Raw genomic sequence first — 16,895 nt, 5'->3', positions numbered from 1 at the left:
GGCCCGCCCGGACACGGGGCGTCCCCCGGTGCCAGGGGCATCGGGGGACGCGGCGGCCCGTGCTCAGAGCCGGCGCATGACCGCGACGACCTTGCCCAGGATGGTCGCGTTGTCGCCGGGGATCGGTTCGTACGCGGGGTTGTGCGGCATCAGCCAGATCCGGCCGTCCTCGCGCCGCAGCTGCTTGACGGTGGCCTCGCCGTCGATCATCGCCGCGACCACGTCGCCGTTCTCGGCGACCGGCTGGCGGCGCACGGTGACCCAGTCGCCGTCGCAGATCGCCATCTCGATCATCGAGTCGCCGTGCACGGTGAGCGCGAACAGCTCGCCCTCGCCGACCAGCTGACGCGGCAGCGGGAAGACGTCCTCGACCGTCTGCTCCGCCAGGATCGGCCCGCCGGCGGCGATCCGGCCGACCAGCGGGACGTACGAGGTGGACGGCCGGCCCGCCGCCTCGGCGGTGTTCGGCCGGCTGACCTCGACCCCGCGCACCTCGTAGGCGCGCGGCCGGTGCGGGTCGCGGCGCAGGAAGCCCTTGCGCTCCAGGGCCATCAGCTGGTGGGCCACCGATGAGGTGGAGGAGAGCCCGACCGCCTGGCCGATCTCCCGCATGCTCGGCGGATAGCCGCGGCGCTGGACGGAGTCCCGGATCACCTCGATGACCCGGCGCTGGCGCTCGGTCAGGCCAGCCTCGTCGGTGCGGATGCCGGGCGGGCGGCCGGGCAACGCGCGGGTCTGACCGTTCGGCAGACCGAGCGGGACGTCCTGGACGGAGGCGTGCTCGACCGGCTGGTCCGGGAGGTAGCCCGGCGCGGCGGTGGGGCGGTGGCTGTCGCTGCGATCCATGCTCTGGTCCATGCTCTGCTGGTCCAACGCGGGCCGCCCGGCGAGCTGCGGGGAGCGGTCCTGCACCGGGATGGTGTGGGTGTCGGCGGCGCTGTTCTGGACGATGGTGGTCGTGCTGCTGGTGGTCTTTACCGTGGTCACGGCGGCCCCTCTCGACGGGCGGTCTCCCTTGTCCAGCCCAACGGCAGCACCTATCGAAAGGTTGCGCCAAACACACGTTCGAGTGAATTATCGAGGAGTCGGCTGACTCGATCAAGACTTTGGGTGTATGTCGGTCAAATGTTCGATGGACCTCATTCTAGAGGTGGTCCGGGACGGATTTCCCATCGCGTCGCCGAGGCTACGCCCAGTAGCTGAACGTGGGCGTGTCTTGCCGCGACAGGGGCCTAGATCTAGTGGTTACATAGGTGCCCGCGGCCCACAGGTTGTGGTCCCCCGGGATTCGATCATGAGTGTCGTCGCCTAGACTTGGTGCCGCCCCCGAGGTCGACCCGCCTTTCCCGGCGCCGTTCGGCCTCGTCGGAACCTGCCAGAACCCGTCTGAACCCGTCTGATATCCGTCAGAACCCCCGCCAGGAAGGGAGTCGTCGCGTGCACTGCCCCTTCTGCCGGCACTCCGACAGCCGTGTGGTCGACAGTCGCACCACCGACGACGGCAGCTCGATCCGGCGCCGCCGCCAGTGTCCCGACTGCGGTCGCCGCTTCAGCACGGTGGAGACCGCCGCGCTGATGGTGATCAAGCGCAGCGGGGTGACTGAGCCGTTCAGTCGGGAGAAGGTGATCTCCGGAGTCCGCAAGGCCTGCCAGGGCCGGCCGGTCACCGAGGACGCGCTGGCCCAGCTCGGGCAGCGGGTCGAGGAGTGCGTGCGGGCCAGCGGCAGCGCGGAACTCTCCACCCATGACGTGGGCCTGGCCATACTCGGCCCGCTCAGGGACCTGGACGTCGTCGCCTACCTCCGGTTCGCGTCGGTCTACCAGGCGTACGACGGGCTGGCGGACTTCGAGGCCGCCATCGCCGAACTGCGCGGTGCCGAGCAGGCCTCCGCCGGGGCGGGCGACGACGCCGCCCCGGTCGCCGTCGCGGCCCCCTAGGGCGGCAGCACTCCCGGCCGCCCAGGTCGACGCGTGCCCGAAAACGGCGCATAAACCATGACAAACCCGTGCGAACCGGCCGGCGTCCCCGGCCTGCCCGCACTTCAGGAGAAGCGAAGAGCAGCAGTGCCCCGGACGGCCCGGCCCGCCGGAACGAAACGGGGCACTCAGGGCGTTTGCCCAGGAGGAGGAGAAGCAGTGACAGACACGACGAGCGGTTCCGCACGCGGGTCGAAGTCCGAGAAGGCGGCGAAGGGGGCCGGCAAGGCTCCCAAGGGCGGCCTGCGGATCGAGCGCATCTACACCACTCCTGGCGTCCATCCCTACGACGAGGTCAGCTGGGAGCGGCGCGACGTCGTCATGACCAACTGGCGGGACGGCTCGATCAACTTCGAGCAGCGCGGCGTCGAGTTCCCCGACTTCTGGTCGGTGAACGCGGTGAACATCGTCACCAGCAAGTACTTCCGCGGCGCGGTGGGCACCCCGCAGCGCGAGTGGAGCCTCAAGCAGATCATCGACCGCGTGGTGCTCACCTACCGCGCCGCCGGCGAGAAGAACGGCTACTTCGCCTCGCCCGCCGACGCCGAGGTCTTCGAGCACGAGCTGACCCACGCCCTCCTCCACCAGGTGTTCAGCTTCAACTCCCCGGTCTGGTTCAACGTCGGCACCAGCCAGCCGCAGCAGGTCAGCGCGTGCTTCATCCTGTCCGTCGACGACTCCATGGAGTCGATCCTCGACTGGTACAAGGAAGAGGGCATGATCTTCAAGGGCGGCTCGGGCGCCGGCCTGAACCTCTCGCGGATCCGTTCCAGCAAGGAGCTGCTCTCCTCCGGCGGCAACGCCTCCGGCCCGGTCTCCTTCATGCGCGGCGCCGACGCCTCGGCCGGCACCATCAAGTCCGGCGGCGCCACCCGCCGGGCGGCCAAGATGGTCGTCCTGGACGTGGACCACCCGGACGTCGAGGCCTTCATCGAGACCAAGGTGAAGGAGGAGGAGAAGATCCGCGCGCTGCGCGACGCGGGCTTCGACATGGACCTCGGCGGGGACGACATCACCTCCGTCCAGTACCAGAACGCCAACAACTCGGTCCGGGTCTCGGACGAGTTCATGACGGCGGTCGAGAACGGCACCGAGTTCGGCCTGCGCGCCCGGATGACCGGCGAGGTCATCGAGACCGTCGACGCGAAGAAGCTGTTCCGCAAGATGGCCGAGGCCGCCTGGGCCTGCGCCGACCCGGGCATCCAGTACGACTCCACGATCAACCACTGGCACACCTGCCCGGAGTCGGGTCGGATCAACGCGTCCAACCCCTGCTCCGAGTACATGCACCTGGACAACTCCAGCTGCAACCTGGCCTCGCTGAACCTGATGAAGTTCCTCCGCGACGACGACTCCTTCGACGCGGTCACCTTCGCCAAGGTGGTCGAGCTGGTCATCACCGCGATGGACATCTCGATCTGCTTCGCCGACTTCCCGACCGAGAAGATCGGCGAGACCACCCGCGCCTACCGCCAGCTGGGCATCGGTTACGCCAACCTCGGCGCGCTGCTGATGGCCACCGGCCACGCCTACGACTCCGACGGCGGCCGCGCCCTGGCCGGCGCGATCACCTCGCTGATGACCGGCACCGCCTACCGCCGCGGCGCCGAGCTGGCCGGCGTGGTCGGCCCGTACGACGGCTACGCCCGCAACGCCGCCCCGCACCAGCGGGTCATGAAGCAGCACGCGGACGCCAACGCCGCCGCCGTCCCGTTGGACGACCTGGACGCCCCGGTCTGGGCCGCCGCCACCGAGACCTGGCAGGACGTGCTCCGGCTCGGCGCGCAGAACGGCTTCCGCAACGCCCAGGCCTCGGTGCTCGCCCCGACCGGGACCATCGGCCTGATGATGGACTGCGACACCACCGGGGTCGAGCCGGACCTGGCGCTGGTCAAGTTCAAGAAGCTGGTCGGCGGCGGCTCGATGCAGATCGTCAACAACACCGTGCCGCGCGCCCTCAAGCGCCTGGGCTACCACGGCGAGTCGGTCGAGGCGATCGTCGCCCACATCGCCGAGCACGGCAACGTGATCGACGCCCCGGGCCTGCGGCCCGAGCACTACGAGGTCTTCGACTGCGCGATGGGCGAGCGCTCCATCTCCCCGATGGGCCACGTGCGGATGATGTCGGCGATCCAGCCCTGGATCTCCGGCGCGATCTCCAAGACGGTGAACATGCCGGAGGCCGCCAGCGTCGAGGAGGTCGAGGAGATCTACTTCGAGGCGTGGAAGCTCGGCGTCAAGGCGCTGGCCATCTACCGCGACAACTGCAAGGTCGGCCAGCCGCTCTCGGCCAAGACCAAGACCCCGGCGGCCGGCACCACGGTCGAGCCGGCCGCGGAGAAGGCGGTCGAGAAGGTCGTCGAGTACCGCCCGGTCCGCAAGCGCCTGCCGAAGGGCCGCCCGGGCATCACCACCTCCTTCACGGTGGGCGGCGCCGAGGGCTACATGACCGCCAACTCCTACCCGGACGACGGCCTGGGCGAGGTCTTCCTGAAGATGTCCAAGCAGGGCTCGACCCTCGCGGGCATGATGGACGCCTTCTCCATCGCGGTCTCGGTCGGCATGCAGTACGGCGTGCCGCTGGAGACCTACGTGGCGAAGTTCACCAACATGCGCTTCGAGCCGGCCGGCCTGACCGACGACCCGGACGTGCGGATGGCCCAGTCGATCGTCGACTACATCTTCCGCCGCCTGGCGCTGGACTTCCTGCCCTTCGAGACCCGCTCCGCACTGGGCATCCACTCCGTCGAGGAGCGCCAGCGGCACCTGGAGACCGGCTCCTACGAGCCGCTGGATGCCGAGGACGTGGACGTCGAGGGCCTGGCGCAGTCCGCGCCGCGGACCGTCGAGCCGACCCGCACGGCGGCGCCCAAGCCGGTGGTGGCCCAGCCGCACAGCTCGACCGAGCTGCTGGAGATCCAGCTCGGCCTGAACGCCGACGCCCCGCTCTGCTTCTCCTGCGGCACCAAGATGCGCCGCGCGGGCAGCTGCTACCTCTGCGAGGGCTGCGGTTCCACCAGCGGCTGCAGCTGACGCACCGTTCGAAGGGCGCCGACCGACGGTCGGCGCCCTTCGGCGTGCCCGGGCGTCAACTCGCCGCTTGAGCGGTGGATCTGGCTCGATATGATCAGTTGACCGCGTGAACTGTTCATCATCTCCCGGCAGCGGGAGGCCGGTGCGCTGTCGCCCGCCCTGACCTGGCCGCCCCGCACCAGAGGACCAGCCGATGACCGCTCGCTCCCGTCTGTTCGGCAGACCGGCGACGCTGCCCGTCGTCCTGGCGGCCGTCGTCGTCGCGGCCGGCGCCGCCTGCGCCGCGGCCGCGGCCGCCCCGTCCGCCGACCGGGGAGCGGTGGGGGCCTGGGCCGCACTGGCGGCGCTGGCCTGCTGCCTGCCCGCCGCCGTCGCGGTCGCCCAGCGGGCGCGGATCCACCGGCTCACCGTCGAACTGGACCGCAGCCGGGCCCAGGTCGAGAGCGAACGGGCCGCGGTGCGGCGAGCCGAGGCGGACACCACCGCCGCGCTGACCGAGGCGCGGAACTCCCGGGCCCGGGCCAACACCGCGCGCACCGACGCCGAGGCGGCCCGGGTCGAGCTGCTGGCCGCCCGCGCGGACACCGTCGAGGCCCGTTCGGAGGCCGCCGCCGCCCGGGCCGCGGCCGACGACGAGCGGGCCGAACTCGCCCGGCTGGCCCGGGAGACCATCCCCGAGGTGGTTGGCCGGCTGCGGGCCGGCGCCTCGGTGGAGACCGTGCTGGTGGACCACCGGCAGACCGCGCACGAGGACCTGCTGGAGCTGCTGGCCCGGGAGGTCGCGCACGGCGAGCGGCAGCGCGCCGCCGCACTGGCGGTCTGCGCGACCGCGGCCGGCCGGGTGCAGGCGCTGGCCACCAGCATGCACGCGGAGCTGCGCGAGATGCAGCACCAGCACGGCGAGGAGGTGCTCGGCGACCTGCTCCGGCTGGACCACAGCACCGCCCAGGCGGGCCGGCTGGCCGACAGCATCGCGGTGCTCACCGGCGCCCGCAGCGGACGCCGGTGGGGCCGGCCGATCCCGGTGGAGAGCGTGCTGCGCGGCGCGCTCGGTCGGATCGGCGCCTACCAGCGGATCCGGCTGCACTCCGCCTCGACGGCCGCGGTGGCCGGCTACGCGGCCGAGGGCGTGATGCACGCGCTGGCCGAACTCCTGGACAACGCCGCCAACTTCTCCGCCCCGCCGGCCGAGGTGCACGTCTACGTCGAGGAGTTGAACGCCGGGCTGGCGATCACCGTCGAGGACAGCGGCCTCGGGCTCTCCGAGATGTGGCAGCGCCGGGCCGAACAGGCCGTCTCCGGCGAGCCGTTGGACCTGACCACGCTCTCCGCCGGCACCCGGCTGGGTTTCGCGGTGGTCGGCGCGCTGGCCCGCAAGCACGGCCTGTCGATCTCGTTCCGGCCCTCCGCGCGCGGCGGCACCGGTGTGGTGATGCTCGTTCCGGTGCAGCTGGTCACCCGGCCCGCCCCCGCGCCGCCCGAGCCCTCCCGCACCGCCGCGCTGCCCGCCACCCCGCCGGCCGCGCTGACCGCCGCACCGTCGCCCGCGCTGCCCGGCACGTCGCCGGCCGCGCTGCCCGCCGCGCCCGCGCCGGTGCGCTCCGACGGTGGCCTGCCCCAGCGCCGCCGCGGCCAGACCCTGGCGGCCGCCGCGCACGCCGCCGCCGTGATGTCGGACCCGCGGCCCCGGCTGTCCGAGACGGCCACCCGGTTCGGCGCCTTCCGGCAGGCCGTCCGGGGGCCGCAGCCCGACCAGTCCCGTCCCGCCCAGCCCACTCCGACCCCGCCCCGTCCCGCTCCGACCGCCGATTTCCCGAAGGACGACGCCTGATGAGCAGCACCACCGACCGCGACCTCGACTGGTTGCTGGAGAACCTGGTGGCGAACACGCCGGGCGCCCGGCACGCCCTGGTGCTCTCCGCCGACGGCCTCAAGCTCTGCCACAGCGCCGGGCTGAGCGTCGATCAGGCCGACCAGCTGGCCGCCATCGCCTCGGGCATCCAGAGCCTCTCGCACGGAGCCTCGATCGAGTTCGGCGACGGCAGCGGCGGGGTCCGGCAGTCGATGACCGAGTTCCACGGCGGGATCCTGTGCATAGTGGAGGCGGGTGCCGGCGCCCACCTGGCGGTGGTCACCGAGGAGTCCGCCGACGTCGGCGTGGTCGGCCACAACATGCACGGGCTGGTCGAGCAGATCGGCACCTTCCTCAGCGCCCCGCCGCGCGGGACCGACGCCCCCGCTCCCGCGGACGCCCCCGCGACGGCATGACGAGCCCCCGGCACCCCGGTCCGGACGACGGTCCGGACCGGCTCTACACGCTGACCGGTGGCCGCAGCCGGCCTCCGGAGCACCCGTTCGACGTGGTGACCCTGATCGTCGCGGAGAGCGAGCCGCTGCCCGGCATGCAGTCCGAGCACGCCCGGATCCTGCGCCTGTGCGAGCGGCCGACCGCGGTGGTGGAGCTGGCGGCCGAGCTGGCGTTGCCGATCAGCATCGTCAGGATCCTGCTGGGCGATCTGCTGGAGGCGGGGCGGATCAGCGCCCGCCACCCGCGGTTCCTCCCCGCCACGGCCCAGTTGCCCGACCTCGACACGCTGAAGCAGGTGCTCCATGGACTCCAGCAGCTCTGACCGCGGCGCCCGCACGCCGCTGCGGAGCACCGCCGACGACGCGCTGAAGATCGTCGTGGTCGGCGGGTTCGGCGCCGGCAAGACCACCCTGGTGGGTTCGGTCAGCGAGATCCGCCCGCTGAACACCGAGGAGGTGATGACCCGGGCCGGCATCGGGGTGGACGATCCGTCCGCGGTCCGCGAGAAGCACTCGACCACGGTGGCCTTCGACTTCGGCCGGATCACGCTCTCCGAGCGGAGCGTGCTCTACCTGTTCGGCGCGCCCGGGCAGGAACGCTTCTGGTTCCTCTGGGACCGGCTCTTCACCGGCGCGCTCGGCGCGGTGGTGCTGCTGGACACCCGGCGGCTGGACGAGTCCTGGTACGCGATCGACCGGCTGGAGCAGCACGGCACGCCGTTCGTGGTCGCCCGCAACAACTTCGAGCCGCCGCGGCACAGCCTGGAGGAGGTCCGCGCGGCGCTGGACCTGGCGCCGGAGGTCCCGCTGGTGGACTGCGACGCGCGCGACCGGGAGTCCAGCAAGCGGGTGCTGATCACCCTGGTCCGCCACCTGCACGACCGGGCCGAGGCGGCCGGCGCCGGCCGCCTCCCCGCCGCCCCCTCCGGCCCTGCCGTCCGGGCCCGGGGAGAACAGGAGTACGTCTCGTGACCGACCCGGCGCCCACCCCGCCGCCGTCCTGCCCGGCCCACCGCGAGGCGGCCGCGCTGTACGGCCCGCGGTTCCAGACCGATCCCGCCCAGCTCTACCGCGAACTGCGCGCCGAGCACGGCCCGGTGGCGCCGGTCGAGCTGCCCGGCGGCGTGCCGGCCTGGCTGGTCCTCGGCTACCGCGAGCTGCAGCTGGTGACCAGCCAGCCCCAGCTGTTCGGCCGCGACTCCAGCCGCTGGAACGCCTGGCCGACCGTCCCCGAGGATTGGCCGCTGCGGCCGATGATGGCACCGGTGCCGTCGATCCTCTACGCCGAGGGCGCCGAGCACCGGCGGCGGTCGGCCGCGGTCACCGACGCGCTGGCCGCGGTCGACCCGTACGAGCTGCGGACCCGCTGCGAGGAACTGGCGGACCGGCTGATCGACGAGTTCGCCGGCCGCGGCGAGGCCGACCTGGTCGCCGAGTACGCACAACGGCTGCCACTGCTGGTGCTCTGCTGGATGCTCGGCCTGGACGACGACCAGACCCCGCTGCTGATCAGCGGGATGCTGGAGATGCTGGACGGCGGGCCCACCGCGCAGCGCGGCGCGCAGCGGCTGCTGACCGTGATGTCGGAGCTGGTCGAGGCCAAGCGGCAGCGCGCGGGCGCCGACCTCACCTCCCGGCTGCTGGTCCACCCGGCCGGACTGACCGACGAGGAGGTCATGCGCGACCTGCGGGTGGTGCTGATCGCCTGCCACCAGCCGACCGCCAACTGGATCGGCAACACGCTGCGGCTGATGCTCACCGACGACCGCTTCGCGGCCTCGCTCTCCGGCGGCCGGCGCAGCATCGCCCAGGCGCTCGGCGAGGCGCTCTGGGAGGACACCCCGACCCAGAACTTCGCCGGCCGCTGGGCCGTCCGGGACACCCTGCTCGGCGACCGGCAGATCGCCGAGGGCGACCTGCTGCTGCTCGGATTCGCCGCCGCCAACACGGACCCGGCGGTCCGGCCGGCGGGCGGCGCGCCGGCCGAGGGCAACCGCGCGTACCTGAGCTTCTCGCACGGGGAGCACCGCTGCCCGTTCCCGGCCCAGGAGGCGGCCGAGGTGATCGCCGGCACCGCGATCGAGGTGCTCCTGGACCGGCTGCCCGACCTGCGGCTGGCGGTCGCCGAGCACGCCCTGGTCTGGCGGCCCTCGCCCTGGGTGCGGGCGCTGGTGGCGTTGCCGGTCTCCTTCACGCCCGGCCATCTGGTCGGTCCCGCCGCGTACTCCTAGGAGCTGTCGGATGAGCACACCGCCCACCCCCGAACCGTTGCGCCTCGACCCGCTCGCCCGCGACGTCGCGGCCGAGGGCGCCCTGCTCCGGGCCGCCGGCCCGGTGGCCGCGGTGCTGCTCCCGGGCGGCGTGCCCGCCTGGGCGGTCACCCGACACGGCGCTGCCCGCGAACTGCTGACGGACCACCGGTTGGTCAAGGACGCCCGGCACTGGGCCGCCTACCAGCGCGGGGAGGTGCCGAGCGACTGGCCGCTGATCGGGCTCGCGGTGCCCGGACCGAGCATGGTCACCACTGACGGGGAGGAGCACCGGCGGTTGCGTGCCCTGGTCGCGCAGGCCTTCACACCGCGTCGGGTGGAGCTGCTGCGCCCCCGGGTCGAGGCGGTCACCGCCGGCCTGCTCGACGCGCTGGCCGCGGGGGAGCCGGAGGTGGACCTGAAGACCGCCTTCGCCTTCCCGCTGCCGATGACGGTGATCGGCTCGCTGCTCGGGGTGGACGAGGCCGACCACGGCTACCTGCGGGAGCTCTACGAGCGGTTCTTCGGCAGCGTCCCCGACCCGGCCGGGATCCAGGCCACCATCGCCGCCCTGAACGCCTTCGTCGGTGACCTGGTCCGGCAACGCCGGGAGCGGCCGGGCGACGACCTGACCAGCGCGCTGCTCGCCGCCGACGTGGCGGGGAGCGAGCTGACCGACCAGGAGGCCGCGGCCACCCTTCGGGTGATGATCGCGGCCGGGCACGAGACCACGGTCAACCTGATCAGCAACGCGGTGCGGGCGCTGCTCGGCCACCCCGACCAGCTGGCGCTGGTCCGGGCCGGGGAGGTGCCGTGGTCCGCGGTGGTCGAGGAGTCGCTCCGCTGGACGCCGCCCACCACCAACTTCCTCTTCCGGTTCGCCAGTGAGCCGATCGAGGTGGGCGCGGTGGTGGTGCCGGCCGGCGATCCGGTGCTGATCTCGTACCACGCGATCGGCCGGGATCCGCTGCGGCACGGCGACACGGCCGAGTTGTTCGACGTCACCCGCGAGCCGAGCCGGCACCTCTCGTTCGGACACGGTCCGCACGTCTGCCCGGGCGCTCCGCTGGCCCGGTTGGAGGCCCAGGTGGCGTTGCCCGCGCTGTTCGAGCGGTTCCCGCGGCTGGCCCTCGCGGTGCCGGACGCCGAACTGCGTTCCAGCGCCTCGGTGGTGGTCAACAGCCTGCGGGAACTGCCGGTCCGGCTGCGCTGACGGCCCGGGCCCGGGCAGAATCCGCGGACCGTTCTCTTGGCGCCGGATGGCCGGTGGGTTAACGTCTTCAATCCAGACGCCCTGCCCGACTTCCTGTCCACGATCTCCGGTACAGCGCGACGCCCCGCCGTTCGCCCCAGGCCGCAGGAGAGCGCCTTGACCGTCAGGATGAGTGCCAGGTTACGTAATCGACTGCTGGTGGTCCCCGCGCTGCTGGGCCTCGTGCTCGCCGCCGGCTGCTCCAACAGCTCCGGCGGCGGTGGTGGCAGCGCGAGCGGGGTGCCGACGCTCACCGGGAGCTGCGCCAAGTACCAGCCCTACGCCGGGCACGCGGGCACCAAGGTGACGATGTTCGCCTCGATCCTCAGCCCCGAGTCGGACTCGCTGGAGAAGTCCTGGGCCGAGTTCAGTTCTTGTACGGGCATCACCATCTCCTACGAGGGCTCCAACGACTTCGAGTCACAGCTCCCGGTGCGGGTCTCCGGCGGCAACGCGCCCGACCTCGCGATCATCCCGCAGCCCGGACTGCTGGCCCAGATGGTCAAGACCGGGAAGGTCGTCAAACCGCCGGCCCAGACCGTGCGGAACGAGGACAGTTGGAGCCCGGCCTGGAAGGCCTACGGCTCGGTCGACGGCGTCTTCTACGCGGCGCCGATGAGCGCCAACATGAAGTCACTGGTCTGGTACTCGCCCAAGGCCTTCGCGCAGGCGGGCTACCAGGTGCCGACGACCTGGTCCGACCTGATGGCGCTGAGCGACAGGATCGCCAAGGCCGGTGCGGCCGACGGCAGCAAGCCGTGGTGCGGCGGGATCGGCTCGGGCACCGCCACCGGCTGGCCGGCCACCGACTGGCTGGAGGAGGTCGTCCTCGGCAGTTACGGCGGTGACGTCTACGACCAGTGGGTCGGTCACCAGGTGAAGTTCAGCGACCCGAAGATCATCTCGGCGATGCAGACGGTGGCCGGCTGGATGCAGAACCCGGCCTGGGTCAACGGCGGCATCGGCGACGTCAGGTCGATCGCCACCACCACCTTCCAGGACGCCGGCGCGCCGATCCTCACCGGCAAGTGCTGGATGCTGCAACAGGCTTCGTTCTACGAGGCGCAGTGGCCCAAGGGCACCACGGTCGGCCCGAACGGCGACGTGTACGCCTTCCACCTGCCCGCGGTGAACCCCGCGATCCCCGACCCGGTCGAGGGCGGTGGCGAGTTCGTCACGGCGTTCTCCAGCCGGCCCGAGGTGCAGGCGGTGCAGGACTACCTGTCCACCGCGGACTGGGCGGACAGTCGGGTGAGGGTCGCGCCGGGCTGGGTCTCGGCCAACCAGGGCGTCGACAAGAGCCTCTACACCGACCCGATCGACCAGCTGTCGGCGGCGGCCCTGACCGATCCGAAGGCCACCTTCCGCTTCGACGCCTCGGACATGATGCCCGCCGCCGTCGGCTCCGGGCAGGAGTGGAAGTCGCTCACCGCCTGGTTCGCGCAGGGGGAGTCGATCAAGCAGGTGGCCAAGGACATCGACGCGTCCTGGCCGCAGTAGGTCCGGTCCCCGTTCCCCGCGCGCCCGCCGTAGGAAGGACAGCCGCCGCATGCCGGTCACCGGATCCCAGCTCGTCGCCTCCGCCTGGAACGACGCCGCGATCAAGCTGGGCAACAGTGCCGGCGCCATCGCCGGCTTCCTGGGCATCCTGCTGGTGGTCTTCTTCGCCGCCGGCCGGGCCACCGGACGGTTCGGACGCCCGCTGGCCATCGTGGTGTTCCTCGGCCCGGCGCTGCTGCTGCTCGTGGTCGGGCTGGTGGCGCCGCTGGTCCGCACGGTCTATCTGAGCCTCTTCAACGACGACAGCAGCCACTTCGTCGGCGGTCGCAACTACGGTTGGGCGCTGACCACCGACACCATCCACCAGGTGCTGCTCAACACCCTGCTGTGGCTGGTGGTCGCCCCGCTGGCGGCCACCGCGCTGGGCCTGGTGCTGGCCCTGCTGGTCGAGCGGATGCGATGGCAGTCGCTCTACAAGTCGCTGATCTTCATGCCGATGGCGGTCTCGCTGGTCGGCGCCAGCATCATCTGGAAGTTCGTCTACGAGACCCGGGACACCGGCCAGCCGCAGGTCGGCCTGCTCAGCCAACTGGCGGTCTGGCTGGGCTGGAAGAACCCACCGAACTGGATCCTCTCGCACCCGCTGAACGACTTCCTGCTGATGGTGGTGATGGTCTGGGTGCAGACCGGGTTCGCCATGGTGGTGCTCTCCGCGGCGATCAAGGCGATCCCGGACGAGGTGACCGAGGCGGCCCGGCTGGACGGCGCCCGGGGGCTGCGGCTGTTCTGGTACGTCACGGTGCCGATGATCCGCACCACGCTGGTGGTGGTGCTGACCACCGTCATGATCGTCACGCTGAAGGCCTTCGACATCGTCCGCACCATGACCGGGGGGAACTTCGGCACCCAGGTGCTGGCCAACGAGATGTACTCGCAGTCCTTCGTGGAGTTCAACGTCGGCCGGGGCAGCGCGCTCGCGGTGATCCTCTTCCTCGCGGTGCTTCCGCTGGTCGCCTACAACATCGTCCAGTTGCGCAGGGAGCGGGCCACCAGATGACCAGTCAGCCAGCGCTCGGGTCACGTCCGTCGCCCACCGTCAAGGCGGTCCGGCGTTCCTTCAGCGGACCGCTCGGCTCGCTCTTCGTCATCGTGGTGACCGTGCTCTGGACGATCCCCACCCTCGGCCTGCTGGCCACCTCGCTGCGGCCGCAGCAGGACGTCGCGAACAGCGGCTGGTGGACCGTCTTCAGCCACCCGGACCTGATCCTCTCCAACTACCACACGGTGCTGTTCGAAGGCGGCTTCGGGGTCAGCGGCGGACTGATGCCGTACCTGGTCAACTCGCTCGCGATCAGTGTGCCGGCCACCGTCTTCCCGCTGGTACTGGCGGCGATGGCCGCGTACGCGCTGGCCTGGGTCCGGTTCCGGGGCAGCGACACGCTCTTCTTCCTGATCTTCGCGCTGCAGGTGGTGCCGCTGCAGATGGCGCTGATCCCGCTGCTCCAACTGTTCTCCGGAGGCGCCCACCTCGGCTCGGTCACGATCCTGCCCTCCTTCGACCTGAGCGGGACCTACGCGCCGGTCTGGCTGGCGCACACCATGTTCGCGCTGCCGCTGGCGGTCTTCCTGCTGCACAACTTCATCTCCCAGTTGCCCCGGGACCTGATGGAGGCGGCGATCGTGGACGGCGCCTCGCACTTCAAGATCTTCCGGTCGATCGTGCTGCCGCTCTGCGCCCCCGCGCTGGCCTCCTTCGCGATCTTCCAGTTCCTCTGGGTCTGGAACGACCTGCTGGTGGCGCTGACCTTCGCCGGCGGCACCCCGGAGGTCGCGCCGCTCACGGTCCGGCTGGCCCAGCTCTCCGGCTCCTTCGGCGACCACTGGGAGCTGCTGACCGCCGGGGCGTTCCTGTCGATCATCATTCCGTTGATCGTCTTCTTCGGCCTGCAGCGGTACTTCGTGCGCGGGCTGCTCGCGGGGTCGGTCAAGGGCTGAACCGGCCGGTACGCCCGGGCCGCCCGGGTCACTAGGCTGGAGCCGTACCCGAGACACCTGCCGAACGGATCGCCCGCCATGCCGTACACCCCGCCGACCCACAGCGTGGAGCGCTCGCTGCGCCGGGCGGGGGCCACCCTGGTCGCCGGGCTGGACGAGGTGGGGCGCGGCGCCTGGGCCGGGCCGGTGACGGTCGGGGCGGCGGTGACCGGGCTGCGCCGGCCGCCCGAGGGGCTGACCGACTCCAAGCTGCTGACCGTGCGGCGCCGGGAGCAGCTCGCGCCGCTGCTGGCGGACTGGGTGACCGCGTACGCGCTCGGCCAGGCCTCGCCCGAGGAGTGCGACGAGCTGGGCATGACGGCGGCGCTGCGGCTGGCCGCCGAGCGGGCCCTGGCGGGGCTGCCGGTCCGCCCGGACGCGGTGATCCTCGACGGGAAGCACGACTACCTCGGCGGCTCCTGGCAGGTCCGCACGGTGATCAAGGGCGACCAGAGCTGCGTCTGCGTCGCCGCGGCCTCGGTGCTCGCCAAGGTGCACCGGGACGGGCTGATGGCCGCGCTGGCACCGGAACACCCCGCGTTCGGGTTCGACGACAACGCCGGCTACCCGTCGCCGGTGCACCGTGCCGCGTTGGAGGAGTTCGGGCCGACCGAGCACCACCGGTTGTCCTGGGCGTACCTCGACGCGCTGCCGCGGTGGCGCCATCTCAAGCGCTCCCGGGTGGTGCCCGTGGAGGTCGATCAGGGCGAGCAGCTCACGTTGGGTTTCTGAGTAACCCTCAACAGTAGTCGCCGACATGAATTCTTCGAATCCCGATGGTGGTGCGGTGCCCAACGGGTGGGGCGCCCGTGCGCATTCGACCGGCATTTGATAGATATCCGGGTATGCCTGTCTTCCCCGAGGAGCCGGAGATTCACGAGAGCCTCCCGGGCCCCGGCGTTCCCTTCCCCCGCGAGTCGGACGCACAAGCCCTCAGTACGCCTGCCGCCGGCAGCGCGTCCCCTGTCAGCCCCGCCCACTCCGCCGCGCCGGCGTCGGCCCGTCCCGGTGCGCCGGGAGCCGTCGTCCCGGGACCGCGTCCCGCCGCGCCGCGGCCGGCGGCCCCGCGTCCCGGCCCGCCCCGCCCGGGGCCGCGAGCGGGCCAGATTCCCAAGCCCGGGCCGCGGCGGGTGGTCGGCCCGGCGGTGCAGCTGGTCCCGGTCACTCCGGAGGCCGCGCTGGAGCGCGCCGACGAGGCGGTGGACCTGCTGCTGGAGGCGGGGCGCAACCCCGGCGACGTCCTGGTGCTGACCACCGGTGCGCCGCACCCGTGGCAGCAGCACGAACTCTCCTTCGGCGAGGAGCGCTACTGGGCGCAGCTCGCCGAGGGGGGTGACGTGTTCTACGCGGACCTCGCGACCGTGCGCCCGGTCCGCCGGGAGGTGGTCGTGCTCGTGCTCGGGCCCGCCGCGGCGGGCCGTGCCGTGCGGACGGTCGAGCAGGCGCTCACCCACGCGGTGTCGCTGCTGGTGGTCTGCGGGGCGACCGAGGAGCTGGCCGGCACGCCGATCGCCGGTGGGCAGGCCGTACCGGCCTGACGCCGAAATCCCGTGTGTTCCCCGAAGCCCCGCCCGTCCGACGGTCGGACGGGCGGGGCTTCGACTGACACCTCGTCGGGCCGCTGAAACCCGTTCCGAAGCCCGTCGGTTGGGGCCTCGCCGGAGGCCGCGCTTCGCGGGCGCCAGCCCGCCGCCCTGCCTATCCGCCGGTCCGCTCGTCCGCCCGTCGGCCTGACAGGTCAGCGGGCGACGTGCCGGTACGGCGCGGCCCCCGAGGCCGGGAGCTGACCTCGCACCGGCCGGGACGGCCAGGCCGGACCCGACCTGGCGAGTCCGGGCGGCTGCCCCGCCGCGATCCGCGGCGGCAGTTCGGAGACCGTGCGCACCGGGCGTTTGGCCCAGGAGCCCGCGTGCGGGGTGCGGCCGTGCCGACCCTCGCCCAGCACCTGCCAGCCGCTCGGCGTCAGCGTGACGTAGGCCCCGCAGCGCAGGCCGTGCAGCGCGGTGGCGTCGCGCAGTGCCCACATCCGGGGGCCGTCCGGCTCGGTCCAGCCGTCGGCGCCGTCGCGGCAGCAGAGGAGCACCGCGGTCCGTCGCGGTACCACCAGCCGCAGGTCGTGCGGGATCACCCGGCGCAACAGGGCCAGCAGGTCGTTGCGGTACTGCCAGCCGTCGACGGCCTGTGGCCGGGGCGCGACCGAGGCCGAGGCCACCACCCGGTGGTCGAGGTCCAGCACGGCGATCACGCCGGTTCCCGGCTGGGGCAGGTGGAGCTGGTGCAACTCGGTGACGAGGGCGCGCGGGTCGCGGAGCAGCGGTACCCCGGAGCTGGACCAGCCTTCCAGATCGATGGTCCGCTTGGCGGCGGTGGAGAGCCGTCCCCGGTCGATACCGTGGACCATGGTCCTCCTCTCGCCGGGCTGCTGACCGCGCGGGCGCGTGGGTACGCCGAGCCCGGGTCCGGCGGACCGAGGCTTGGGTACGTCGCAATTCTCACGGCATTCGGGGCCGACCGGCAACGATGAAATGACGAATTCCGCCCGA

At 72.3% G+C, this 16,895-nt stretch carries 15 protein-coding genes; 13 read left to right on the top strand and 2 right to left on the bottom strand.

Annotated features, from left to right (window positions below; translation table 11 throughout):
• Nucleotides 1-63: 63 nt before the first annotated feature.
• Nucleotides 64-987 carry a transcriptional repressor LexA gene (gene lexA / locus ACIGXM_RS29340; RefSeq protein ID WP_396566086.1) on the bottom strand — a complete coding sequence of 308 codons (924 nt, stop codon included), beginning with the start codon at nt 985-987 and terminating at the stop codon, nt 64-66.
• A 450-nt stretch (nt 988-1,437) separates the two neighbouring features.
• Here lexA and nrdR point away from each other — a divergent pair, with 450 nt between their 5' ends.
• The 13 genes from nrdR (at nt 1,438) to ACIGXM_RS29275 (ending at nt 15,890) form a co-directional block, all read left to right on the top strand.
• Entirely contained in the window at nt 1,438-1,938 is a 501-nt protein-coding gene (nrdR, locus tag ACIGXM_RS29335) for a transcriptional regulator NrdR (protein ID WP_396566084.1), read from the top strand.
• A gap of 198 nt (nt 1,939-2,136) precedes the next feature.
• Nucleotides 2,137-5,010, top strand: a complete 2,874-nt coding sequence (locus ACIGXM_RS29330) for a vitamin B12-dependent ribonucleotide reductase (RefSeq protein WP_396566082.1) — start codon at nt 2,137-2,139, stop codon at nt 5,008-5,010.
• A gap of 193 nt (nt 5,011-5,203) precedes the next feature.
• Nucleotides 5,204-6,841 carry a sensor histidine kinase gene (locus ACIGXM_RS29325; RefSeq protein ID WP_396566080.1) on the top strand — a complete coding sequence of 546 codons (1,638 nt, stop codon included), beginning with the start codon at nt 5,204-5,206 and terminating at the stop codon, nt 6,839-6,841.
• On the top strand, nt 6,841-7,278 hold the full coding sequence (locus ACIGXM_RS29320) for a roadblock/LC7 domain-containing protein (RefSeq protein WP_396566078.1): 438 nt from the start codon (nt 6,841-6,843) through the stop codon (nt 7,276-7,278). Before ACIGXM_RS29325 ends, ACIGXM_RS29320 begins: the two co-directional genes overlap by 1 nt.
• Nucleotides 7,275-7,640, top strand: a complete 366-nt coding sequence (locus ACIGXM_RS29315; protein WP_396566076.1) for a DUF742 domain-containing protein — start codon at nt 7,275-7,277, stop codon at nt 7,638-7,640. The genes ACIGXM_RS29320 and ACIGXM_RS29315 overlap by 4 nt, the downstream gene beginning before the upstream one ends.
• On the top strand, nt 7,621-8,289 hold the full coding sequence (locus ACIGXM_RS29310; protein WP_396566074.1) for a GTP-binding protein: 669 nt from the start codon (nt 7,621-7,623) through the stop codon (nt 8,287-8,289). Before ACIGXM_RS29315 ends, ACIGXM_RS29310 begins: the two co-directional genes overlap by 20 nt.
• On the top strand, nt 8,286-9,548 hold the full coding sequence (locus ACIGXM_RS29305; protein ID WP_396566072.1) for a cytochrome P450: 1,263 nt from the start codon (nt 8,286-8,288) through the stop codon (nt 9,546-9,548). Before ACIGXM_RS29310 ends, ACIGXM_RS29305 begins: the two co-directional genes overlap by 4 nt.
• A gap of 10 nt (nt 9,549-9,558) precedes the next feature.
• A complete protein-coding gene (locus ACIGXM_RS29300; protein WP_396566070.1) occupies nt 9,559-10,779 on the top strand; it encodes a cytochrome P450 in 1,221 nt (406 codons plus the stop codon).
• A 168-nt stretch (nt 10,780-10,947) separates the two neighbouring features.
• Complete coding sequence (locus ACIGXM_RS29295; protein ID WP_396566068.1) at nt 10,948-12,318, top strand: ABC transporter substrate-binding protein; 1,371 nt, start codon at nt 10,948-10,950, stop codon at nt 12,316-12,318.
• A gap of 49 nt (nt 12,319-12,367) precedes the next feature.
• Entirely contained in the window at nt 12,368-13,375 is a 1,008-nt protein-coding gene (locus ACIGXM_RS29290; protein ID WP_396566066.1) for a carbohydrate ABC transporter permease, read from the top strand.
• Nucleotides 13,372-14,313, top strand: a complete 942-nt coding sequence (locus ACIGXM_RS29285; RefSeq protein ID WP_396566064.1) for a carbohydrate ABC transporter permease — start codon at nt 13,372-13,374, stop codon at nt 14,311-14,313. The genes ACIGXM_RS29290 and ACIGXM_RS29285 overlap by 4 nt, the downstream gene beginning before the upstream one ends.
• Nucleotides 14,314-14,391: 78 nt before the next feature.
• Complete coding sequence (locus tag ACIGXM_RS29280) at nt 14,392-15,084, top strand: ribonuclease HII (protein ID WP_396566062.1); 693 nt, start codon at nt 14,392-14,394, stop codon at nt 15,082-15,084.
• A 413-nt stretch (nt 15,085-15,497) separates the two neighbouring features.
• A complete protein-coding gene (locus ACIGXM_RS29275; RefSeq protein ID WP_396566060.1) occupies nt 15,498-15,890 on the top strand; it encodes a hypothetical protein in 393 nt (130 codons plus the stop codon).
• Nucleotides 15,891-16,090: 200 nt separating this feature from the next.
• On the opposite strand, the gene ACIGXM_RS29270 is transcribed toward ACIGXM_RS29275, so the two are convergent.
• Entirely contained in the window at nt 16,091-16,753 is a 663-nt protein-coding gene (locus tag ACIGXM_RS29270; RefSeq protein WP_396566058.1) for a hypothetical protein, read from the bottom strand.
• Nucleotides 16,754-16,895 lie beyond the last annotated feature (142 nt).

This window comes from Kitasatospora sp. NPDC052896, assembly GCF_044547075.1.
Lineage (GTDB): Bacteria > Actinomycetota > Actinomycetes > Streptomycetales > Streptomycetaceae > Kitasatospora.
This window is presented reverse-complemented; position numbering and strand designations above follow the sequence as displayed.

Bases quoted from the DNA above. Each gene is read 5' to 3' on its own strand.
- ACIGXM_RS29280 (WP_396566062.1), top strand. From the start codon at position 14,392: ATGCCGTACACCCCGCCGACCCACAGCGTGGAGCGCTCGCTGCGCCGG.
- ACIGXM_RS29310 (WP_396566074.1), top strand. From the start codon at position 7,621: ATGGACTCCAGCAGCTCTGACCGCGGCGCCCGCACGCCGCTGCGGAGC.
- ACIGXM_RS29325 (WP_396566080.1), top strand. From the start codon at position 5,204: ATGACCGCTCGCTCCCGTCTGTTCGGCAGACCGGCGACGCTGCCCGTC.
- ACIGXM_RS29285 (WP_396566064.1), top strand. From the start codon at position 13,372: ATGACCAGTCAGCCAGCGCTCGGGTCACGTCCGTCGCCCACCGTCAAG.
- ACIGXM_RS29270 (WP_396566058.1), bottom strand. From the start codon at position 16,753: ATGGTCCACGGTATCGACCGGGGACGGCTCTCCACCGCCGCCAAGCGG.
- ACIGXM_RS29315 (WP_396566076.1), top strand. From the start codon at position 7,275: ATGACGAGCCCCCGGCACCCCGGTCCGGACGACGGTCCGGACCGGCTC.
- ACIGXM_RS29320 (WP_396566078.1), top strand. From the start codon at position 6,841: ATGAGCAGCACCACCGACCGCGACCTCGACTGGTTGCTGGAGAACCTG.
- ACIGXM_RS29295 (WP_396566068.1), top strand. From the start codon at position 10,948: ATGAGTGCCAGGTTACGTAATCGACTGCTGGTGGTCCCCGCGCTGCTG.
- ACIGXM_RS29290 (WP_396566066.1), top strand. From the start codon at position 12,368: ATGCCGGTCACCGGATCCCAGCTCGTCGCCTCCGCCTGGAACGACGCC.
- ACIGXM_RS29300 (WP_396566070.1), top strand. From the start codon at position 9,559: ATGAGCACACCGCCCACCCCCGAACCGTTGCGCCTCGACCCGCTCGCC.